19 protein-coding genes are annotated in these 22430 nt (G+C 45.0%); 18 read left to right on the top strand and 1 reads right to left on the bottom strand.

The window, feature by feature from the left end; genetic code table 11:
- Positions 1–18 precede the first annotated feature (18 nt).
- Both ACSQ8P_RS18640 and ACSQ8P_RS18635 read left to right on the top strand, forming a co-directional pair.
- Positions 19–690: a response regulator gene (locus tag ACSQ8P_RS18640; protein WP_436236538.1), complete on the top strand. Its 672-nt coding sequence runs from the start codon at positions 19–21 to the stop codon at positions 688–690.
- On the top strand, positions 687–3899 hold the full coding sequence (locus ACSQ8P_RS18635; RefSeq protein WP_436236537.1) for an ATP-binding protein: 3213 nt from the start codon (positions 687–689) through the stop codon (positions 3897–3899). Before ACSQ8P_RS18640 ends, ACSQ8P_RS18635 begins: the two co-directional genes overlap by 4 nt.
- Positions 3900–4082: 183 nt before the next feature.
- On the opposite strand, the gene ACSQ8P_RS18630 is transcribed toward ACSQ8P_RS18635, so the two are convergent.
- Positions 4083–5147, bottom strand: coding sequence for an LLM class flavin-dependent oxidoreductase (locus ACSQ8P_RS18630; protein WP_436236536.1), 1065 nt, complete (start codon positions 5145–5147; stop codon positions 4083–4085).
- A 191-nt stretch (positions 5148–5338) separates the two neighbouring features.
- On the opposite strand from ACSQ8P_RS18630, the gene ybaK reads away from it, so the two are divergent.
- The 16 genes from ybaK to ACSQ8P_RS18550 all read left to right on the top strand — a co-directional run bounded on the left by ybaK (position 5339) and on the right by ACSQ8P_RS18550 (position 22428).
- Positions 5339–5812, top strand: a complete 474-nt coding sequence (ybaK, locus tag ACSQ8P_RS18625) for a Cys-tRNA(Pro) deacylase (protein ID WP_436236535.1) — start codon at positions 5339–5341, stop codon at positions 5810–5812.
- Positions 5813–5974: 162 nt separating this feature from the next.
- Positions 5975–8191 carry a glycosyl hydrolase family 95 catalytic domain-containing protein gene (locus tag ACSQ8P_RS18620; protein ID WP_436236534.1) on the top strand — a complete coding sequence of 739 codons (2217 nt, stop codon included), beginning with the start codon at positions 5975–5977 and terminating at the stop codon, positions 8189–8191.
- 251 nt (positions 8192–8442) lie between these two features.
- Positions 8443–9465: a response regulator transcription factor gene (locus tag ACSQ8P_RS18615; protein WP_436236533.1), complete on the top strand. Its 1023-nt coding sequence runs from the start codon at positions 8443–8445 to the stop codon at positions 9463–9465.
- The gene (locus ACSQ8P_RS18610; RefSeq protein ID WP_436236532.1) at positions 9465–11270 is read left to right on the top strand and encodes a cache domain-containing sensor histidine kinase; all 1806 of its coding nucleotides are present in this window, start codon (positions 9465–9467) and stop codon (positions 11268–11270) included. The genes ACSQ8P_RS18615 and ACSQ8P_RS18610 overlap by 1 nt, the downstream gene beginning before the upstream one ends.
- Before the next feature lie 96 nt (positions 11271–11366).
- Entirely contained in the window at positions 11367–12341 is a 975-nt protein-coding gene (locus ACSQ8P_RS18605) for an ABC transporter permease (RefSeq protein ID WP_436236531.1), read from the top strand.
- 15 nt (positions 12342–12356) lie between these two features.
- Positions 12357–13250: a carbohydrate ABC transporter permease gene (locus ACSQ8P_RS18600; RefSeq protein ID WP_436236530.1), complete on the top strand. Its 894-nt coding sequence runs from the start codon at positions 12357–12359 to the stop codon at positions 13248–13250.
- Positions 13251–13264: 14 nt separating this feature from the next.
- Positions 13265–14908 (top strand): ABC transporter substrate-binding protein, encoded by a 1644-nt coding sequence (locus tag ACSQ8P_RS18595; RefSeq protein WP_436236529.1) that lies wholly within the window; start codon positions 13265–13267, stop codon positions 14906–14908.
- Between the two features lie 50 nt (positions 14909–14958).
- Positions 14959–16359 (top strand): sulfatase-like hydrolase/transferase, encoded by a 1401-nt coding sequence (locus ACSQ8P_RS18590; RefSeq protein ID WP_436236528.1) that lies wholly within the window; start codon positions 14959–14961, stop codon positions 16357–16359.
- A gap of 20 nt (positions 16360–16379) precedes the next feature.
- The gene (locus ACSQ8P_RS18585) at positions 16380–17369 is read left to right on the top strand and encodes an SGNH/GDSL hydrolase family protein (RefSeq protein WP_436236527.1); all 990 of its coding nucleotides are present in this window, start codon (positions 16380–16382) and stop codon (positions 17367–17369) included.
- On the top strand, positions 17362–17559 hold the full coding sequence (locus ACSQ8P_RS18580) for a hypothetical protein (RefSeq protein WP_436236526.1): 198 nt from the start codon (positions 17362–17364) through the stop codon (positions 17557–17559). The genes ACSQ8P_RS18585 and ACSQ8P_RS18580 overlap by 8 nt, the downstream gene beginning before the upstream one ends.
- A 364-nt stretch (positions 17560–17923) precedes the next feature.
- On the top strand, positions 17924–18604 hold the full coding sequence (locus ACSQ8P_RS18575) for a serine/threonine protein kinase (RefSeq protein ID WP_436239551.1): 681 nt from the start codon (positions 17924–17926) through the stop codon (positions 18602–18604).
- A gap of 93 nt (positions 18605–18697) precedes the next feature.
- Entirely contained in the window at positions 18698–18859 is a 162-nt protein-coding gene (locus ACSQ8P_RS18570; RefSeq protein ID WP_436236525.1) for a hypothetical protein, read from the top strand.
- Positions 18860–18982: 123 nt separating this feature from the next.
- Positions 18983–19537, top strand: a complete 555-nt coding sequence (locus tag ACSQ8P_RS18565) for a dihydrofolate reductase family protein (protein ID WP_436236524.1) — start codon at positions 18983–18985, stop codon at positions 19535–19537.
- 121 nt (positions 19538–19658) lie between these two features.
- Positions 19659–20015, top strand: coding sequence for a VOC family protein (locus ACSQ8P_RS18560; RefSeq protein ID WP_436236523.1), 357 nt, complete (start codon positions 19659–19661; stop codon positions 20013–20015).
- A gap of 195 nt (positions 20016–20210) precedes the next feature.
- Positions 20211–20924, top strand: a complete 714-nt coding sequence (locus tag ACSQ8P_RS18555; protein ID WP_436236522.1) for a DUF1361 domain-containing protein — start codon at positions 20211–20213, stop codon at positions 20922–20924.
- A gap of 109 nt (positions 20925–21033) precedes the next feature.
- Positions 21034–22428 carry an extracellular solute-binding protein gene (locus ACSQ8P_RS18550; RefSeq protein ID WP_436236521.1) on the top strand — a complete coding sequence of 465 codons (1395 nt, stop codon included), beginning with the start codon at positions 21034–21036 and terminating at the stop codon, positions 22426–22428.
- Positions 22429–22430 lie beyond the last annotated feature (2 nt).

The raw sequence follows: 22430 nt of genomic DNA, 5'->3' as shown, positions 1-22430 counted from the left end.
GGGCAGGGAGTAGATCCAGTGATATCAGTAGTGATAGCGGATGATCAAACATTAATGCGGGATGGGCTGCAAACTATACTCAGCCTGCAAGAAGATATCCATGTTGTAGGTATGGCTAAAGATGGCGCAGAGGCGCTTCAGCTTGTCAAGACTTTATCCCCGAACGTCGTGCTGATGGATATTCAGATGCCAGTGATGAATGGTATTGCGTGCACCCGGCACATCCGAGCTGAGCATCCAGACACGCTGGTACTGATTCTCACGACTTTTGCCGATGACGATTATATTATTGAGGCGCTCGCAGGGGGAGCTACAGGCTTTTTGCTCAAGGACATTCCTGGTGAAAAGCTTGCACAATCCATACGCGATGCAGTGCTTGGCCACTTTCTGCTGCCCTCCGTCATTGCAGGCAAATTAGCGGCACGTTTGTCCTCAGCCTCGGCTTCGATTCAAGGCATGAAGCATACGGTACGTGCGATCGCAGATGGTATAACTTTATCCGACAAGGAACTGGAAGTCGCGCGTTGGATGCTGGAGAGTAAAACGAACCGGGAAATTGCGGCAGGGATGTTTATGAGTGAAGGAACCATTAAGAACTATGTGAGCGCCATCTATGCCAAAATCGGAACAAATGACCGGACAGTGGCCATATTGACTTTACGCCAGCTGCTGGGGGGTGTGGATACTTGAACAGGCGTGCCCCGAACCGTTTCACAGGTGTAATCCTATTCTTGCTGTTGATTCTTCTCTGCTCGGTTGGTGCCACCTACTTTGTTAATGATGGATTCTCCCGGCTGCAGGTACTCCCTCCGAAGGTACTGCCTGGTATGAGCAAGTGGGAGGCTCACATAGGGAAGCTGCCGATTGTTGGTAACCAACTGCAAGATACGGAATCCGACTGGAAACCTTACTTACAGCTTACTTCGACCGCGCAAGGTCAAACCAATATAAGTGAATTCTGGGTTCGTGTTCGCCTTCCGAGTGGCGTTGCTTCGCTGCGTGATGCCCAGCTAAATATTTCAGATACGAAAGCTTTTGAAGTCTTCGTGGATCATCACAAAATTGCATCAAACAATGCAGATCTCCAGGAGACCAAGACGAAATCCATCTTCATATGGAAACAGGTTCCACTGCCGGATGATGCAGCCGGCAAATGGCTGCAAGTAAGGGTTATCCCCGATGCAACTTCCGCAATGGGCATGTATCTACCTATGCGAATTGTAGAAGCTAAGGACAATCTAATTGAGTTGATACGCATAGATACGATAAAATGGGCACTTATTGCGTGTTTTTTATTTTTAAGTGTGGTCTCCTTGGGTGTTTTCCTTATGCACCGTGATGCTTTGTACGCCTATTTCTCACTGCTTAATTTCACATGTGGATTTGCTTGCCTAGCGCTTACCTATACATTGCAGATCTATGGGGATTGGTCGCATATCACTTATTATTACAGTGTTTGTATTCCAGTCGGGATGGTTGCGGTTGTCGGTATTTTTGAAAAATTGACAGACGCCAGCCTCCATAATCGATTCCGGATAAGCCGTTATTTGTTAACGCTTTTTGCTTTGGCTTGTATTCTAATAGCTTATGTACATGAGCCTTGGGTAGCCCGATTCATCCATATCTACCTTGTCGTTTTGGCAGTCATTATCCCATTTCTTGCCATTCCAGTGATGCGTATCTACTATAAACAGCGAGATGGAGAAGCCGCTTGGCTAGTAATGGGGATAGGTGCGATAACACTCGGATTATTTTTGAATTACGCTAGTTATTTCTTTCCGCGCTTCGGCAAATTCGCATATGAGTATGCACCATATTACTATATTTATTGGATTGAAAATATCGGGATTTTCGGAGTTTTCATTTTTGTTTTATCCTTAGGCATGGTTTTTATCACAAGATTACGCAGCGTTTTTGTGCAAAATCAAGTCATTTCCGAACGCCTGCAAGCCCAAAATAGCAGGCTTCAGGAGCTCGATCGGTTGAAGGATGACTTTCTGGCCAATACGTCGCATGAACTGCGTACACCGCTGCAGGGCATTATCGGACTTACCGAATCCCTGCTCGATGGTGTTGCGGGTGGTCTGCACCCCAAGGTTCAAACAAACCTGGAGCTCGTCGTATCCAGCGGCAAACGGTTGTCTAGACTTATTCATGATTTGCTCGACTTATCCAAACTGAACCATCAGGATATCGCTTTAGACTTGGTTTCACTGCCTCTACCGGACACAGTTGCACTTGTCCTGGCTGCTTTCGAGCCACAAGCTGCATCGAAAGGTATTCAGCTCGTTAAGAGGTTTCCTGTTGATCTTCCGCAAGTGTGTGCGGACGTTAATCGTCTGCAGCAAATTTTGTACAATTTGATCGGAAACGCAGTGAAATTTACTGATATCGGCGAGGTGTGCGTAACTGCGAAACAAGTAGGGGAGTTTGTAGAGGTATCTATCACAGATACAGGTATTGGTATTCCCCAAGCAAAACTACATACCGTACTTGCTCCTTTTGAACAGGCGGAATCCGGCGCAAGAAGGGGAGGGACGGGTCTAGGATTGACCATCTCGCATAAATTGATTGCCATGCACGGCGGGCAGTTTCACTTGGATGCGACGGAGGGGAGCGGAACGACGGCAAGCTTCACGATCCCAATCTGGCGTGTTGAGCAGGAAGCTGTTGTATCCGAGAGCAGCTTCCTGCTGCCTGTACTCGATTCGCAGCCCCCATGGGAATCCGACGCAGCCGCTTCTGCGGAATGGTCTTCGAATGAGTCAGGGAAAGTTCCTTCGACACTGCTGCGAACCCCGTTGCCTTCAGCTACGGTGCTGCTCGTGGATGACGAGCCTGTTAATCTTCAGGTGTTGGACAATTATTTGAGCGGATCCTCTCTACGATTGTTGAAGGCGGCGAATGGGCAAGAGGCACTGGCGCTTATCGAGCAGCATGTGCCTGATCTCCTGCTGCTGGATGTGCTGCTGCCAGATATGAATGGCTATGAGATCTGTCGTCTCCTTCGCGAGCGATATGACGAAAGTACTTTGCCGATTATCCTGCTAACGGCCAAAGGAAGGCTGGTCGATCTACTGGAAGGCTTCGATGCCGGGGCAAATGATTATATCGTGAAACCTTTCACCCGGCATGAACTGCTGGCCCGTGTTGGTATTCAGCTGAAGCTGTCGCGCTTCACGCTAGAGCTGGAACGGATGGTTCAGGAGCGCACCTCCGAATTGGAGCTTACCACGAATCGTCTTCGAGAGTCCGTCCGGGAAACAGCTGAGACGCTTAACGAGTTGACGCTTATGGAAGAGCGAAACCTGCTTGCTCAGGAAATACATGATCACGTCGGACACACGCTAACCACCTCTATTGTTCAAATGGAGGCTGCCAAAATGCTGCTCGAACGAGGCGATCCGCGCGGCAACGATAAGCTGGCGCTTTCGCAGCAGTTGGTCCGTAAGGGACTGGACGATATTCGTGAATCGGTTCGAACCTTGAAGCAGCAAGGGGCGGATTTCCAGCTGGAGCCTGCGCTTAAGCTGTTGTTGGCGCAAACAGAGGAAATAGCAGGCATGAAAGTCGAACATACCATTTCACCGCTTCCGCCACTAAGCTCCATGCACAAAAAAGCGATCTACCACGCGCTCAAGGAAGGACTCACCAACGGAATCCGCCACGGCCGCTGCACTAGTTTCCAGTTTAAGTTGACGACTCATGACGGCAAGCTAATCTTTTCCTTGTGGAACGACGGAGAGCGTTATGAGGCGACTTCCTTGGGCTTCGGCCTGCAGTCGATGATGGAGCGAATCACGCAATTGGGGGGCAGTCTTCAGATATCCGGGGACGAGGAGCAAGGCTCAAGAGGATGTAGGTTGATCATTGAATTGCCTGTTGTAAGCTTCAAATAGAAATAATCGACTATCTCGAGTGAAATCAGTGCACTTCCACGTCACCAAATTGCAAAAAGAGGGTCCCTCGCCACATATGGCTTTTGGGACCCTCTTTGCGTTACGAAAAACGGCAGTGCCAGCAACATCGGGCTGCGTTAGCGTAGAGAATGCCGATATACGAATCGGCATTCCTGCTTAACTTTACCCTTGAGTTGCCTCACGATCAAGCTCCTTGCGAACGATCGGTGCGACCTTCGTACCGAGCAGCTCAATCGTACGCAGCAATTCATGATGCGGCAGGGTGCTGACGTCCACATGGAGAAGGAAGCGCGTTATGCCGAGGTTCTTGCGGAGTAGTACAATCTTCTCCGCGACATATTCGGGATCGCCGACGTACAACGCGCCGCGAAGGCTGCGTGCGGCATCGAACGTGTCACGCGTGTAGGGCGCCCAGCCGCGCTCACGGCCAATGGTGTTCATCATTGCTGCGGTTGCTGGGTAGAACAAGTCGGCGGCTTTCTCACTCGTATCCGATATGAAGCCATGCGAATGCGTCGCGATCTGCAGTTTGTTTACGTCGTGTCCTGCCTTAGCCGCGGATTCCTTATAGAGGTTGACTAGCGGAGCGAACCTCTCCGGCATGCCACCAATAATCGCAAAGACAACTGGTAACCCTAGTATCCCAGCGCGAACCGCGGACTCTGGATTTCCGCCGGTTCCGATCCATACAGGTAATGGCTCTTGTACAGCTCGGGGATAAACGCCTAAGTTGTTTATTGCAGCGCGATGGCCGCCTTTCCAGGTTACTTTCTCCGATTCGCGGATCTCGAGCAGAAGCTCTAAGTTTTCCTCAAATAGGCTGTCATAATGGTTCAAGTCGTACCCGAATAGGGGGAATGATTCGATAAACGATCCACGGCCCGCCATAATTTCTGCACGTCCGTTGGATAATCCGTCCAAAGTGGAGAACGCTTGGTAAACGCGAACAGGATCATCCGAAGATAATACGGTCACAGCGCTCGAGAGGCGGATTCGTTGAGTGGTGGTAGCTGCTGCTGCCAGAATAACGGCTGGTGCTGAGCTCGCATAATCTGCTCGATGATGTTCACCAATCGCATAGACATCCAGGCCAACTTGATCGGCCAAATTAATCTCCTCTACCGCTTGTCGGAGCCTTTCGGCGTGCGTGATGCCATTAGCTCTTGGAGCAGCCTCGAGAAATGTGCTTATTCCTATTTCAATAGATGAAGTTGTATGATTGGACATAATGAATCGCTCCTTTCAAGATATGTTTATTATACTATATATTTTAATGTAACTCAACAAAAGTAAGCTAATTCCTATTAACTGCAAAACCTGCAAATTTAGAATTGTGGTATAATTATCTACCTAGTAGACTTCCCGAAAAGGGGTTGTCTCATAAGTCCCAGTTTAGTAACAGATAGAAAGGTGCGAACATGAGTAAAACAAATGCTTGTCGAATGTTAGATTTACTTAAAATCACTTATACCTTATATGAATACGAATGGGATGAAAGTGAATTAGATGCTCAAACCGTGTCTGAGAAGGTTGGGGTACTATCTAATCAAATTTTTAAAACATTAATTGTCCAAGGCGATAAAACTGGTGTGATGGTAGCCTCTATTCCTGGCAATTGTGAGCTCAATTTAAAACGATTAGCAACGGTTAGTGGAAATAAAAAGGTCGAGATGGTGCCACTAAAGCAGATTCTACAACTTACTGGATATATCAGAGGTGGGGTATCGCCTCTTGGTATTAAGAAAAAATATCCAATCTATATAGACGTATCTGCGAAATCCATGGATCTTGTTAGTATTAGTGCCGGTCGGCGTGGGCTACAAATCTTTATTAGTGGTGCGGATTTAATTGTTGCAACTGAAGCATTTCTTGTGGATATAACAAGTAGCTAAAAACCTTCATTCTGCATAACGCGGAATGAAGGTTTTTTTTTGATCTATCAAAAAGCAAAAAAAGTCATATCGCAACAAATAAACACAATGATAGCCCGATTGTATAAACGTATATTTACATTGAGCGCGGTGCGAGCAAGCAAGAAAGGTTGTGATTATTGGATGATTAAGACATTAGTGGACTGGCCTTCCTTTATGGCGAGACATGATCTAACTTGGTCCGTTAAACCAAATTCGTGGAACGAGGGAGCTTTTATTGGCAACGGGTTTATCGGGGCCATGATATATAGTGAGGAACATCGGGAAAAACGCAATGTGCTGCGATTTGTGCTCGGATGTACGGACGTCACGGCACAAAAACCTGGAGGCGGATTTCCACCACGCGTCCCGGTTGGGGAATTGCACCTTGAGCTGGCTGGATGGTATTATCAACCGTCAAACATACGGATTGATTTGTGGAATGCGGAGATGCGGGCAGAGATCACAACGACAGTTGGCACAGTAAAGCTCCGCGCTTTCATCCACAGCCTAGATAAGGTGTTGGCTATAGAACTGGAAACAAGTGAAGGCGAGAAAGATGCTCAGATGGCGTGGTATGCATTCAGTGAAGTTGACCATGTATTGAAAAATGCTGACGGCTTCAACCTCAATCAATACCTCCCAAAAGCAGAAGTCGAACGACAATCGAATGAGGATGGGTTGACGGTTGGTGTACAACGATTTGACTATGACGGAGGTTGTACGACGGCATGGATGGAAGTGCAGGCAGAAGAAGGGGGAAACCTTCGCCGGCTTTGGCTTTCGATTGGGAATGGTTTCGATACGCAGGTGAAGCAAAGGATTGAATCAAATGTTCGCCTTGCATCAACACAGCTATGGGAGTCTTGGGTGGAAGTTCATCGGAGTTGGTGGCATGATTACTATCGCCAAAGCTTTGTTTCCATCCCAGATACGATACTTGAAAGCTTTTATTGGATACAAATGTACAAGTTGGCCTCGGCAACCCGCTCCGATGGGATGATCATGGACAACCAAGGACCTTGGCTCACGACTACACCATGGGCAGGCGTTTGGTTCAACATGAATGTACAGATGAGCTATTCACCGGTTTATACATCAGGCCGTCTGGAACTTGGCGAATCGCTCATTCACGCTTTTCAAGACAATATGGCGCAGTTAATTCGTAACGTTCCGGAGCAGTACCGCGAAGACTCAGCAGGGCTGGGCCGTAGTATGAGTTATGATTTGGCCGGTAGTGTGGGCACCGAAGTAGGCAACTTGACGTGGGTATGCCATAACTTATGGAGACATTACCGTCATACGATGGACGAATCCATGCTTAAGGAATTGCTGTTTCCGCTGCTGAAGCGAAGTGTACAATATTATTTGCATCTGTTGGAGGTAGGCGATGACGGCAAATTGCATCTGCCCCCGATGATCTCGCCAGAATATGGGTCGTTCCTGCAGTTAACCGTACCAGATACACATTATGATCTGGCCTTGCTGCGCTGGGGCTGCCAAACTTTACTGCGTATTAGCAGCATTCTTGATATAGAGGACGCTGGATGCGCACGTTGGGAGGAGACGTTGGCGCAATTAACACCGCTGCCTGTCGATGAGACTGGCTTCATGATTGGGGCTGACCAGCCTTTGGAATTCGGTCATCGGCATTTCAGCCATTTGATGGCTGTCTTCCCGCTTCATCTGATGAGCGGTGATACGCCTGAGGAACGAGAGCTCATTATACGCTCACTACGCCATTGGTTTGCCCGTGAAGGTGATTTGCGCGGGTTCACGTTTACTGGTGCTGCTTCCATTGCTGCTGCAGTGGGGGAAGGGGACGAATCGCTCAAGTACTTGAAGACGCTGATCCATCTACTGAAGCCGAACACGATGTACAGGGAAGCAGGCCCGGTCATCGAGTCACCGCTCGCTGGAGCCGAAGCTATCCACGATATGCTGCTGCAAAGCTGGGGAGAAGAGATCCGAGTATTCCCTGCCGTTCCATCTGCATGGAAAGAAGTTGTGTTTCATAATTTGCGAACCGAGGGCGCATTTGAAATAAGTGCAACGCGATCCGAAGGAGCAACCGTGTGGATTCGAGTAAAAAGCTTGGCCGGACAGCCATGCCGCATTAAAACAGATATGATAGGTGACATTCGTATGTCTGCAAGTTCGGTGGTTCAGCTTCTTTCTCTAGGGGGAGGCGTGTATGAGCTTGAATTGCCGCAAGGCGAGGAAGCTGTACTCTACAACGCTAATCATATAGCTACCGATGCATGTTCATGGGAAATTGCCCCAGTACCTGCAGAGAGTCATTTATGCGGATATTTTGGAGGAAACAAGCCGTGGCGTCTGTATGGGCTGCCGATTCAATAATGCGCTTTGCAGTCTTTGATATATTCGATTATTCAAACATGAATAGGCCGCTCGGTAATCTTGCCGAGTGGTCTGTCTTTATTTTGCATACCCATTCGAAATATTAAAGGTTGGCAGTTTCGATTTTGATGACGCTGTTTAGGTTTTGATGGGTATTCAGATGAAAGGGAATCGTAACATAATTAAGGTATGCCCACTTGTCGAGGCGATCGAAGGTTTTCATTTTTTTGAAACACGAGGGGGGCGATTGAATGGCTAGAATTTGTATTGTTGACGATGAACCTATCATCGGAATTGGCCTCAAGACACTGATCGAGGAATATAGCAGGTTTAGTGAGATCGTGACATTTACTGATGGTGAATCAGCATTGTCGAACATTATGGCTAAACCTCCTGACGTAGTGATGACCGATATTCGAATGCCTCGGATGGATGGTCTAGAGCTTTGCCGACATATTCAACAGCTTAAGCTATTCACCAAAGTCGTTGTGCTTTCCGGATACGGGGATTTTGCATATGCACAAAAATGTATGTCGTACGGTGTACAGGAATATTTATTGAAGCCGATTACAGAAATTGAGCTTTTTCCAGTCTTGGATAAAATGCTTTCCATGCGGGAAGCTGCGCTTATTTCTTTCACCCATTTTGAACAGTGGATCGATCAATTAGAGGAAGCTATTTGGACCATGGACAAGGTTCGGGTGGACGAATTACTTGAAGAGGGCAAACGGGAGTTGTTCGACGTTGATACGGAGCTCCAACAACACTTGCGAGTATCCGACGCTGTCAGGCTGCTTCACAAGAAACTGAATGCCAGAGGGGCTTACAGGATTGAGGCGAAGCCGTTTGAAGATGAGAACATGGCCATCACGATTACGTACGAAATGTTTCAGACTGAAATCAGAAGCTGGATTCAGAGACTGAGCGAGTATCGGAACCATGAAAGAATCGATGTGTTGGAGGCAGCGATTCAGTTCATTAATGAGCATTTGTTCGATGAGGAGCTTTCACTGGACAAGGTTGCAGGGAAACTAGGCTTAACACCGACCTATTTCAGCCATTATTTTAAGAAACATACGAACGAGACCTTCGTACAACACCGGATGCGCAAACGAATTGATCGTGCTAAACAGCTGCTTGCTGTACCACATTACAGAATTATCGACATTGTAGCCGAGGTCGGTTACGAAAGCTACCCGCACTTTACGCGTGTATTTAAAAAGGCAACTGGCTATTCCCCCACCGAATATCGCGGGTTGCTCGGGATCAAGTAATGAAAAGCAGACTCGTACGTAAGGTGTACATTTACTTCGTTGTCATTATCACGATGGCCTTAGTGACGGTGGGGGTCACGGGCTATTGGCGGTCGTCCAACGAATTGGAGAAACAGTATGAAGGACTGTTGACTCAAATCGTTGATAATGTCCTGCATGAAACCGATTTATTTCTGAAAAGCTATGAGCGGGCTACGTTGTCAATACTGATCTCTCCAGTCGTGAAAGAAGCGCTGGATCTTCCTGCCCATTCAACTTCTGGTTTCTATACATCCGAAATGGCTATGAAAGGGGTATTTCAACCCGTTCTCATTAACAATCCAGAAATATCAATGACGTACATCGTCGGTTATAACGGATTCAAAGCAACGGATTTCAATGTCCATATTGTCCCTTTTAACTACAAAGGGTTTGAAGAATATGTGGAACAGATGAAAGAAGACGACACGATAAACGGGAAGCTGACAATCCAAGATTCCGGATTTCTGGACGGTCATCTTACACTCATTCGCAAATTGGCGGATCGAACTTCATCGACCCTATTTAAAGGCATAATGGGCTTTGAGCTAAAGATAGGGGAGTTAAACACGCTCTGGAAGGGTATCAAACTTGGGAACTCGGGGTATTTTTTTATCGTTAACGATCGCGGGAAAATACTGTATCATCCGGATCCGAGCCGAATCGGGAAACAGCTGAATGGCATGCACTTCAATACGGTTGAAGCCAAAAAAGACCAAATATTTGAATTACCAGGAGAACCGGGAAGAGTATTCTTTAGTCGAAAGTCCGACTACTCCGGTTGGACGTTAGTGGCAAGTATGTCCATTTCTGAACAACGACAACCCATATCAGACTTGCGGCAAACCACGCTAATCGTTGGTATCATCACCTTGATTCTAGCCACATTCCTAGCCTACGGATTCGGTCAATCCATCATTCGTCCAGTTCGATTACTGGAGAAAGGGATGCGTCAGACGGCAAAAGGACTATGGACACGAGTACCTCTCACTGGAAGCCTGGATGAAATGGATCAGCTTATCATCAGCTACAATACGATGGTCTCTCGGTTGGAAGAACTTGTAGAACGGGTTTATGAGACCGAACTGCGCAATCAGGACAATTTAATGAAACGGCAGCAGGCTGAATTTCAATCACTTCAGTTACAGATTAATCCGCACTTCTTGTACAACACTTTGGAAATTATTATTTGTTACGCCGTTATTCAGAAATCAAGCGAGATCAAAGACATCGTACGCTCTCTTTCCTATATGCTGCGCTACTCCATACGCACGGATTTGGAGGAAATTACGGTGGCGAATGAGCTTAAACACATTCTGTATTTCATGTCGATTATGAAATATCGCAACCAACGCGAATTCGAGATTGATGTTCGGATATCTACGGACTATTTACTGGATAGCATGGTTCGCTTGACGCTGCAGCCCTTGGTCGAGAATGTATTTAAGCATGCATTTCCCTATGGGATCGAAGATAAGCACACAATCATTATTGACGCATGGAAAGAGAATACTGATTTTTACGTTGTTGTACAAGATAACGGCTGCGGCATCGATACGGAATCCCTACAGCAATTAAATACACGACTCCTGAACAGCCGATCGGAGAAGCTGGTGGATACGCAACCCACTTTCGAAGGCAGCATCGGGCTGCTGAATGTGCATAACCGGATTCAGATGGTGTTCGGACAGCAGTATGGTCTTTCTGTACAAAGCGAGCAAGGGATCGGCACGAAAGTTACGATTCACATGCCATCTTCCAGTGCAAAAAAAGTCATAGCGGTGTAAATGAACACAATGCTCGCCATCCCTTACTTTTTGTATGCTATAGACAGAAGTACATGACACATACCGAATCATGGTCATCGAAATAGGGAGGGATTTATGGACATATCGGCTAGCAAGAGTAACACATTGTCTACAGTTGTCGTAAAAAAAGAAAATTACTTATTTAGACTAAAGAAAAACGCATCTAACCATTGGCAGCTTTACCTGCTTATGCTGCTGCCGATTATTTATTTGATCATTTTCAAGTACGTGCCGATGTATGGCGCTTTGATTGCGTTCAAAAATTATCTTCCGACAAAAGGCGTATGGGGCAGTGAATGGGTGGGGCTGAAGCATTTTGATCGCTTTTTCCATTCGTATGAATTTGTTCGGATTATGAAAAACACGGTCTTGCTCAGCATCTATAGTTTATTTGCCGGGTTTCCTTTTCCGATCATACTGGCGCTTTCTCTGAATTACGTCAATTCTCGTTTCTTTAAGAAATCCGTGCAAATGATCACCTATGCGCCGCATTTTATTTCCGTAGTCGTTATGGTTGGTATCATTTTGCAAATGATGGACCCCCGGGTTGGCCTCATTCAGAAGCTTATGAAATATTTCGGACTACCCACCATCAATTTCATGGGCATCCCCGAATGGTTTTCACATGTTTTTGTCTGGTCCGGTATATGGCAAAACGTTGGATTTTCCTGCATCATTTACTTGGCAGCGCTTGCAGCCGTCGATCCTTCGCTCCATGAAGCTGCTGTTGTAGATGGCGCCAATAAAGTGCGGCGAATGTGGCACGTTGACTTGCCGGGTATTATGCCGGTTGCTGTCATTCTGCTCATCATGAATACCGGCCATGTGTTGGACATCGGCTTCGAAAAGGTGTTGCTGTTACAGAATCCGCTGAATATGAGCTCATCTGAGGTCATTGATACGTTTGTCTATAAAGTCGGTTTGGCATCAACCGCAATCAATTATTCCTATTCGTCTGCCATTGGGTTGTTTAAATCAGTCATAAATTTGATACTGTTGGTACTCGTCAATCGGATAGCTAGACAATTAGGACAAACCAGTCTGTGGTAAGAAGGAGGCGCGTCAATGACGGGAAGCATTAAAGAAAGTGCAGATGACAGGCTTTTTACAATAGTGAATTACATCATCTTATTCATTTTTACAATTACGATTCTATATCCGCTGATTTACATTGTCAGTGCTTCTTTTAGCTCATCCACAGCGGTTATTTCCGGCAAAGTCTGGTTGTATCCAGTTGAGCCGACGCTAGCGGGTTATGAAGCGGTATTTAAGCATCGTTTGATTATGTCGAGCTTCTTGAATTCGGTATTTTATACCGTCGTAGGAACGACGATCAATGTGCTGTTTACACTCATTGCGGCTTATCCGCTTTCTAGAAAAGATTTTATGCCACGCAATGCCGTCATGGCGTTATTCGTATTCACCATGATGTTTTCAGGGGGATTGATCCCGTCTTATCTGGTTGTGAAAGAGCTCGGTATGATCGACACAAGGTGGTCTTTAATTATTCCGGGAGCACTTGGTGTTATGAATATGATCATTGCCCGCACGTATTTTCAAACGACCATTCCAGAAGAATTGCTTGAAGCCTCTCAGATGGATGGCTGTAGTGATTTTACGTTTGTACGAAAGATCGTACTTCCTTTGTCAGGACCAATCATAGCTGTGATTTCCTTGTTCTACGCAGTAGGACATTGGAACCAATATTTCAGCGCATTGCTTTATTTGAAACATCAGGAGTTGTACCCGATTCAGTTGGTGTTAAGGGATATTTTGGTGCAAAACGAGGTCGACGCGTCGATGATAACCGACATTGCTGATCAAGCGGCAAGGGATGGACTGCGGGAGCTGTTGAAGTTTTCCCTTATCGTCGTGTCTACGTTACCCGTGCTCATCATCTATCCATTCATACAAAGGCATTTTGTCAAAGGCATGATGATTGGCTCATTAAAAGGGTAAAGGGAGGTTTTTACATGAAAAGAGGGTTAAAAGCTTTAGCAGCTATTACAGCGTCAGTAGCACTCCTAAGCGCATGTTCAGACAGCGGATCAAAGGAGGCTGCTCAAAAGACAGAGGCAGTCGTCGATGATCAAGTAACACCAGCAGGCCAATTCCCAATCACGAAAGAAAAGACGACGCTCAAAGTTATGGTTAAAGGTTCCAGCATTGTCGAAAACTTCGCTACAAACGAGTTCACCAAGTGGCTGGAAGAGAAAACGAACATTCATATTGATTGGGAAGTCGCTCCGGAAAAAACATTTGCAGAGAAGCTCAACGTTTCACTCGCAAGTGGTGATTACCCAGACGTGCTGTTGAATATGAATGTAACCCCAGTTCAGCAATCGATCTATGGGAAAGATGGCGTCTTTATTCCGCTGAATCCTTATATCGATAAATATGGTGTCGAAATGAAAAAGATGTTCGAACAGGTTACCTATGTGAAAGATCTGATTACGATGCCTGACGGTAAAATTTATTCCGTTCCACAGGTGAACGATTGTTACCATTGCTCGCTTGGTCAGAAAATGTGGATTTATAAACCATGGCTTGACAAGCTCGGATTCAAAATGCCAGAAACGACGGAAGAGTTTTATCAAGTGCTCAAAGCTTTTAAAGAAAAAGATCCCAACGGAAACGGCAAAGCAGATGAGATCCCGCTTGTTGGTGCGACGAATGGACCATCTTCGACGTTAGATTTATTCCTGCCCAGCGCTTTTATCGAGAAGGATTTCAACCTGCGCTTTGTGAAGGATGGGAAGGTTCAACTTGCCTTTAATCAACCAGAGTGGAAAGAAGCTTTGAAGTATTTGAATAAAATGTTTGCTGAGGGCTTAATCTCTCCACAAACGTTTACACAAGATAGAAACCAGCTCAAACAGATGGGGATGAACCCTGAAATTCCAATCCTGGGCGCGATTGCTTCACAAAATCAAACGGTATTTGTTGAAGTTGATAACGCGAGATTCAAAGATTACGTCTCCGTACCTCCGCTCAAAGGGCCGACGGGGATACGTTCTACGGCCTACAATCCTTATGCGGTTTCTGCAGGACAATACGTCGTTACGAATAAAGCGAAAAATCCTGCTGCCGCATTCCGTATGGCTGACTTGCTACTTTCGGAAGAAGCGACACTTCGCAGTACACAGGGTCGTCCAGATCAGGAGTGGGTGCGTCCAGCACAAGGCGAGCTTGGCGTTAACGGGAAGCAAGCGGTATGGAAACCGATTGCCACGTTTGGCAAGCTGCAAAACATCCACTGGGCGCAGGCAGGGCCATCGCTGAGAACGAACGAATTACGATTAAGTGTGGCGGCGGATCCGAAAAATTCACTTGAACTTGTTTTGTATAATGAAACTAAAAAATACGAGCCTTTTGGAACGAATCCGAGCAAAATTGTACCACCATTATTCTTCACCAACGAACAGGCTGAGGAGCTTTCTACGCTAGAGAAGACGTTGACCGATTACAGAACTGAATTTTTCGCCAAAACGGTCACAGGTTCGCTGGATGTTGAGAAAGAGTGGAACAACTACTTAAGCACGCTGGACAAAATGAACATTAAACGCTACTTGGAAATTTATCAACAAGCCTATGACCAATTTAAAGCCAAGAAATAGACGACATCCAGCTCATACAGAATGATGTCGCAAGGGAGTGAGTTTTTAACATGAAAGATAAAACTATCAAGACGGATTTAGCTGAACGACCTCATGTCGTATTTCTTATAGCAGACGATCATCGTGGTGAAGCTATCGGAGCTTTCGGCAATGAAGCTGTGCAGACGCCTGTGCTGGATTCGCTGGTCACCAGTGGAACAGCATGTCGAAATACGCATATCTTCGGTGCTCTTACCGGAGCGGTTTGTGCGCCAAGCAGAGCATGCGTCCATACCGGTATACCGCTCTTCCGGGCGACGATCGGCAAGGATTTGACGAACCGGGAACATTCGAGCGTAATTCGCTCGGATGTTCGGCTCATGCCGCAGACGATGCGCGATGCCGGCTATTACACGCATGCGGTTGGCAAATGGCATAACGACAAGTCAAGCCTCGCCCGGAGTTTCGAGGGTGGCGATAAGCTGCACTTTCACGGCATGAGTGATCATACCCTGGTTCCTGTATATGATTATGACCCGTCAGGGCTATATCCGAAGGAGCATGAGTACGTGGAACATACGTTCTCTACCGAGCTATTTACCAACGCGGCAGTCAACTTTATCGAGGATTATCAGGAAAAGCAGCCGTTTTTCCTGTATGTCGCTTATACGGCGCCGCATGATCCACGAACCGCACCTGAGCCGTATGCAAGTATGTACGACAAGTCAGATATAACGCTGCCTCCGAACTTTATGCGAGAACATCCATTCGATACTGGGGATATGGTTGTGCGGGACGAAAAGCTTGCGGGGTGGCCGAGGGACGAGGACGAAATTCGGCAGCATATGGCCGATTATTACGCGATGATAAGCCACTTGGACGCGCAAATTGGCAGGGTCATCGAAGCGCTGAAGGCGAAAGGCATCTATGACAATACGCTCATCGTGTATACGGCGGACCACGGTTTGGCGGTTGGACAACACGGATTGATGGGCAAACAAAACCTTTACGAGCATAGCGTGCGCATCCCGCTTATTTTCCAAGGGCCTGGTGTGCCAGCAGGCAAGCAGCTGCGTGCACTTGCCAGTAATATTGACATTTTCCCGACTGTTGCCGGGTTATGCAAGGTCAACCTCCCAGAGGAAACAGAAGGTATATCGCTGCATCCCATCTTGATAGGAGAAAGCGAAGGAGTTCGTGGTACTGTGGGCTCCGTGTATCGAGATTTGCAGCGGATGGTGACGGACGGCAGGTGGAAGCTGATTCGATATTATCGTTCGCCAATTACGAACAGTGGGACAGAACGCATCCAGTTATTTGATCTGCTCAATGATCCATGGGAAACCAATGATTTGTCAGCAGATCCTTCACAGGTTGAGAACATCGAACGACTTGCTTCTGAATTAGCCTCATGGATGCAGGCCAGCAGTGATATTTTGCAAGATAAGTCCGTAATTCCAGTTCTAGTGTAGATTGAAAGGTGACATACAGCATGCAAACAATTGAAATCAATGAAGCGTGGATTCGGGGTGCCGTTTCTATAGAAACGAATGAAGCTGGCATCCGGCCATGGCGTTTACCTCACGATCAGCTCAACTTATTTGCATCTAAAGTAGTGGAGAGAGCAGGGGAAACAGCTGGGATAAGACTAGCTTTTCTAACTGACTCCACGTCGGTGGAGCTGCAAGTCACAAGATCAGATCAAGATAGACAATTTGATATCGTTATTGAAGATGAATTGATCGGTACCGATACTCTCCTAGCAGGAGATGAGAATTGTTTATTTACAAATTTACAAGGAAGTATGAAGCGGGTTGAACTTTATTTTACGCAAAATGCTGCCGTCATCTTGAAATCGCTAAAGGTCGATGTCGGTGCATCGGCAGTGCCTGTGCCATACAATCAGCCTCGGTGGGTTACCTACGGCAGCTCCATAACACAATGCAACACAGCGGAAAGTCCAGCTCATACGTGGCCGGCAATCGTTGCACGCCACAAAGGTTGGGACCTCACCTGTATGGGGTTTGCTGGACAATGTCATTTGGAACCTATGGTTGCACGCGTCATTCGTGACCTTCCAGCAGACGTCATTTCCTTGTGTCTCGGCATTAATGTGATGGGGGGCCATACGTTAAATATCCGGACGTTTCGTTCTGCCATCATTGGTATGGTATCGATCATTCGGGAAAAGCATCGCTACACGCCTATCTTTTTATTTTCTCCTATTTATTGTCCTCACAGGGAAAAGGACGAAAACCTAGTAGGAATGAGTTTGGTAACCATGAGGAAAGAGATCCAAGAAGCGGTGAATATCCTATCTGCTTACGGGGATTTAAACCTTACGTATGTAGACGGTTTAGATATCATGGGAGAAGCTTATGTAGACTTCCTTCCAGACCAACTTCATCCGAATGCAGAAGGCTACAAAATAATGGCACAGCATGTACTTGGAAAGTTAAACGATAGGAGTGTGAATGGTTAGAAAAATGTCGGTTCCACCCATGCACCTGGTCGATTATGATGGCGAGGGTACGCAGTTATGCGCGGTTGTGGAAGAGATTGGGAATATCTCGTTAAAAAGAGCACTAATTCCCGAGCCTGCTGAAGGGGAAGTACGGGTAAAGGTAAAGGCTCGACATCTTCTCAACGGAACCGAAGCGAGATATCGATAATCGCCACTTTTTTGATAGAGGACTCCAGCTTGTCCTGGATGGTTTGGTTAATACGGAGGAACTGATTACACATGTGGTTCACTTGAATAAGATTGCCGAAGGGTTTAAGCTGCGCAATGAACATAAAGGGAACACCATTTACGTTATGATCGATTGTGAAACAAAGGTGTAGGTGTGAGTGATTTATTAAGCCCATAATACCCTAATACAACAGGCTGCCGTATATACTCGGCAGCCTGTTGTGATTTTATTGATACAGGGAATTGAAACTTTCACATTTGAAAAACGTATTGAAATGTAAAAAAATTCAAAAGACTTTGAGCAGTGGAACTTCATTCGAATCAACAACTAGGAGAAGATGGAAATGATTCCAGAATGGAAACAAGCTGAGGAAGCATTGAAGGATGTTGAGATTGTTGGTTATGAGGACAATAAGCCTGTTTCTGTCATTCGGTTTTCCGAAGATTTACGTTGTATTGGTGTTGGGACAGATGCAGCGGTCTTTTATTACCCGAACACGCCCGATTATGCATATAAAGTTTATTCCGATAAATCTTTAGAAAAAAAGGACGTGGAGGCAGGTATATACAAACGTTTAACGGGTTCACCGTATTTCCCCCGATGTTACGGAACCGGACCTAATTATTTAATATTAAGTTATGAAAAAGGAGTTACCTTTTTCGATTGTCTTCTGCAAGGTGTTTCTATTCCGATGCAAGCGATCAAAGACATAGAGGAAGCTCGCGAGTTTGTCCGAAGTCAAGGGCTGAACCCAAGGGACATTCATTTAAAAAACGTTCTTTTGCATGAGGGAAGAGGAAAAGTGCTTGATGTATCGGAGTATATCAAGGAAGGTAGCGATAATCGATGGGAACATTTAATGTGGGCTTACAATCATTTTTATCATCTTATCAGCGACGTACAAGTACCTTTGTGGATCTTGGAAACCATAACGAACTGGTATAACCGCATCGATACGGCAAATTTTCGAATAGAAGACTTCTCTAAACGTGTGAGTCGGCTTTTAAAGGAGATAATAAAATAAGTAAGAATGTGCTAAAATATGGATAGGCAAATAAATGCACTGCGTATCCAAGCACTCAGAGATTTCCAAAAATTTTATTCGGGAGGTAATAATATGGATGATTATTTTTTGGTTAAGGACGGTCGAATTGTTCGCTGGGACGGGCTAACGCTAGGGGGAACTAAAATCCGAGCCGACGAGCTTGTAGAGTCCTTTGGACGTAAAGCTCTTGAGGAAATCGAACGCTTTGGATTTTACACCATAAAGAAATCTTAACGAATTTCTGACATAAATATATCTCAATTATAGCCGCGTGCAACGCGGCTTTTTTATTATGACACAAGGTGACATATTCGAGGTCTATACTAGGTGATAGATCAACGAAAGGAGCAACAACTCTTGAAACGAAAAATAATATTAGACTTAGCAGTTACTTTAGATGGTTTTATTGAAGGGAAAAACGGGGAAGTTGATTGGTGCATTATGGATCCTGAGATGGGATTTGTTGATTTCTTAAACGATATTGATACCATATTGTATGGCAGAAAAAGCTATGATTTATGGGGACAATTTACGCCAGAGATTGAACAAGCTGATTCTGACAAAGAAATGTGGAGCTTAATTCACAGTAAAGAAAAATATGTGGTTTCCAGGAAGCAAAAAGGTGCTGATACTAAAGCAATCTACATTAATGATAATATTTTTGAAGAAGTAACGACATTAAAGAATAAGCCTGGTAAAGACATCTGGTTATATGGTGGAGCAAGCCTAATTACAACATTGATTAATTTAGGACTTGTTGATGAATTTAGATTATCTGTTCACCCCGTTATTTTGGGAGAAGGAAAACCGTTGTTTACTGATATTAAACAGAGGTTGAATTTGAAAATAGTGAATACAAGAACGTTCTCTTCTGGTGTTGTGCAACTCATCTATCATTTGAGCGGGAAATAATCGGTAAGGCAAATCGCTGAGGGTCTTTTTTGATTTCCCAGAAATTTCTTGCTACTTTATAAACATAAATGTATAGTAAGTATATTAATTATGCGCATTCTTATTTAAAGGAGGAAAACCAATGGAAATTAAAGAATCGGGAATTATTTTGTTTACAGAGAACTATGAGAAGGCAGTGGACTATTATGTAAATAAAATTGGATTACCATTACGATTACAAAAAGAAGATTTGTCATTTTTAGATTTTGGGAATAGTTACTTATTAATTGAAGGAAGGGGAGTAGCATCGCAGCGTGAGAAAACTAGAGCGCAAAGTTCAGTATGTTTAAGAATTGATGTTGATGATTTTGACCAAACCGTGCTTGAACTTCAGCATAGAGGAGTAGCTGTTAATGTAAGAAAATTGGATTGGGGAACCATTGGCGTTATTATTGATCCAGAAGGTAACAGGATAGAGATAAAGGATGGGAACTTTTGAGCATATTCACATTCGTTAAGGGCTGCCGCGAGGTAGCCTTTTTTAATTAATAAAAGGAAAATGTTCCCTTTAAGTAGAATGTATTCAACATAGATACAAACTAAAGCAATTAGGAGCAGTAGGTTCTTAAACCGGCTGCTCTTTCTCTTAATAGAGCCCTCGCCAATTTTTGAATATTAATCAAGGAGGTTAATTTTGGAAAAACTAAAAACTTTAAATTACCCAGGAAAGATTTATCTTATTATTGTCCTGAGTGTTGCTACTTTGATTAGTTTAATAAGTGTCTATAACATCCAATCTCCATCAGGAAATAGACCCTATTTATTTATCTTTTGGGATACATTTCTTGCATGGGTACCGGTAGGAATTGCCGTAATTCTAGATCTAATATTTAGTTATACCCGTAAGAAAATGCGTGCAGTATTATTGATATTGGTCGGTGCCTCATGGTTGTTCTTCTTTCCAAATGCGCCATACCTTGTGACAGATTTACTTCATGTATTCGTAAGGTACAGTTTTGACCCAACAAAGCGTTTTTGGACAGATGTCGTGTTTTGGCAGCATTTATTTACAATATTTACTATTGCTATGCTAGGCCTACTACTGGGAGCGTATTCGCTTTTTTCAGTTCAGAATTTGGTGAGAGTATCTTTTGGAGTTATGGCTAGCTGGACTTTTGCTATTATCGTTCTCATGCTAAGTAGTTTCGGCATCTACATTGGCAGATTCGTTCGATGGAATAGTTGGGATGTGATCATGCGACCAGGTTATATTTTGAAAGAATTAGTTATCATGTTAACGGATAAGAGTAAGCTCTATCACATTTTTTCTTTCTGTAAGTTCATGTTTATGGTTTTAATCATTAGTTACGTACTGATCTATGTAATAACTAGAATTAGGAAATTATAGATTTCCGTGGTGTAGGAGAGGGGAATTGAAATGACAATCCAAGCCTTATTACGCTATAATATAACCCAGATACATACCAATAAAGAAGGACCCGGAGGTTCATAGTTTCATGATGGGTAAACCTAGTCGATCTACTTTTCGAACACGATTGGAGGAGATGATTGCATCTCTGCGCCATAACATCGTAACCGGAAAACTGCAGCCGGGTGACTACTTGCCATCCGAATTAACGCTTGCGGAGGAGTATAACCTGAGTAAAAACTCGATCCGCAAAGGGTTGGATCAATTACTCGCACAAGAAATGATTGAAAAAGTGCCACGAATCGGCACACGCGTAGTCGGTGCAGGGTTATGCGAGAAGTTGACATTAAAGTTCGGGTATTACCCGACCCTTACGCTGGAAGCCAATCTTTTACAGCTAGTCGATACGTTTAAACAACAAAATCCGCATATCGAACTTCACATGATTCCACTTTCGAGTTCGTATTTTACACAGAATATGCAAGAAGTGATGGAGAGAGATGGACTGGATGTGCTCACGCTAAACTTGCAGAACTACGAGGCTTTTACGGATACGGGAGCCGTAGAGGAAATTTTGGAACCGCTTCAACCAAGAGAAGGTGTGTATAGTTTTCTGATGAGGCCGTTTAAAAGTGCTGGTAATCTATATGTGCAGCCATTCACATTTTCACCGATTATCTTGTGTTACAACAAAGATCATTTCAGGGAAGCCAATCTGCCTGAGCCGGACAGCAGTTGGAATTGGGACGATGTACAGCGCGCTGCGCGTGTCTTGTCACATAAACATGAAAGGTTCGGACTTTTTTTTCATTTGCAATCTATTAATCGTTGGCCGCTCTTCCTGCTGCAAAATAAGGTCGTTTTTGATCGCGATGAACGCGGCAAGCTCATACTGGACAATGAAGCATTTCGGGAGTCGATGCGCTTAAGCCTGCAATTGTTTGAGGGATTGAATCCGGAAAGCTCCTACTTGTCTGAACAGGATTCCGATTGCGAAATGTACTTTGTGCAGCAAAAAGCTTCCATGATTGTCACGAGCTATTATAGCCTTAATCATTTGCGCAATGCCGGGTTTGATTACGATATCGCACCGCTTCCTTATTCAGAAGAAGCAAGAACGCAATTGGTCATGATCGGACTTGCTCTCAACAAAAAGAGCAATCATAAACAAGCGGCACAGGCGCTAATTGATTTTCTTTTATCAGACGAGACGCAGCTTCAAATACGCAGACATACGCTTAGCCTTCCGAGCGTTAAGGCATTCGCGGAATGGCGTGGGCAGGAGGAGATGTCCCGCCCCAGCAGGTTTATGATGTATCGGGATATCATTCCTACATTCCGCCTCTATTCAGACATGAATGTGACCTTCCGTGAGTTGGAAACGATGAGGCGCATATTCAAGCTGTATTGGGCGAGACTTGATGATTTTGAAACCGTATTTCGAAGGTTGAAAGAAGCTCTGCAGCAAGACGAATTAGGGTAAAA

The organism is Paenibacillus sp. LjRoot153, assembly GCF_964253085.1.
Classification (GTDB): Bacteria; Bacillota; Bacilli; order Paenibacillales; family NBRC-103111; genus Paenibacillus_E.
The sequence above is the reverse complement of the archived record's forward strand: the minus strand, read 5'-3'. Positions and strand labels throughout refer to the sequence as shown.

Coding starts and splice junctions, on each gene's coding strand:
- ACSQ8P_RS18630 (WP_436236536.1), bottom strand. CDS start 5,147: ATGTCCAATCATACAACTTCATCTATTGAAATAGGAATAAGCACATTT.
- ybaK (WP_436236535.1), top strand. CDS start 5,339: ATGAGTAAAACAAATGCTTGTCGAATGTTAGATTTACTTAAAATCACT.
- ACSQ8P_RS18620 (WP_436236534.1), top strand. CDS start 5,975: ATGATTAAGACATTAGTGGACTGGCCTTCCTTTATGGCGAGACATGAT.
- ACSQ8P_RS18615 (WP_436236533.1), top strand. CDS start 8,443: ATGGCTAGAATTTGTATTGTTGACGATGAACCTATCATCGGAATTGGC.
- ACSQ8P_RS18610 (WP_436236532.1), top strand. CDS start 9,465: ATGAAAAGCAGACTCGTACGTAAGGTGTACATTTACTTCGTTGTCATT.
- ACSQ8P_RS18605 (WP_436236531.1), top strand. CDS start 11,367: ATGGACATATCGGCTAGCAAGAGTAACACATTGTCTACAGTTGTCGTA.
- ACSQ8P_RS18600 (WP_436236530.1), top strand. CDS start 12,357: ATGACGGGAAGCATTAAAGAAAGTGCAGATGACAGGCTTTTTACAATA.
- ACSQ8P_RS18595 (WP_436236529.1), top strand. CDS start 13,265: ATGAAAAGAGGGTTAAAAGCTTTAGCAGCTATTACAGCGTCAGTAGCA.
- ACSQ8P_RS18590 (WP_436236528.1), top strand. CDS start 14,959: ATGAAAGATAAAACTATCAAGACGGATTTAGCTGAACGACCTCATGTC.
- ACSQ8P_RS18585 (WP_436236527.1), top strand. CDS start 16,380: ATGCAAACAATTGAAATCAATGAAGCGTGGATTCGGGGTGCCGTTTCT.
- ACSQ8P_RS18580 (WP_436236526.1), top strand. CDS start 17,362: ATGGTTAGAAAAATGTCGGTTCCACCCATGCACCTGGTCGATTATGAT.
- ACSQ8P_RS18575 (WP_436239551.1), top strand. CDS start 17,924: ATGATTCCAGAATGGAAACAAGCTGAGGAAGCATTGAAGGATGTTGAG.
- ACSQ8P_RS18570 (WP_436236525.1), top strand. CDS start 18,698: ATGGATGATTATTTTTTGGTTAAGGACGGTCGAATTGTTCGCTGGGAC.
- ACSQ8P_RS18560 (WP_436236523.1), top strand. CDS start 19,659: ATGGAAATTAAAGAATCGGGAATTATTTTGTTTACAGAGAACTATGAG.
- ACSQ8P_RS18550 (WP_436236521.1), top strand. CDS start 21,034: ATGATGGGTAAACCTAGTCGATCTACTTTTCGAACACGATTGGAGGAG.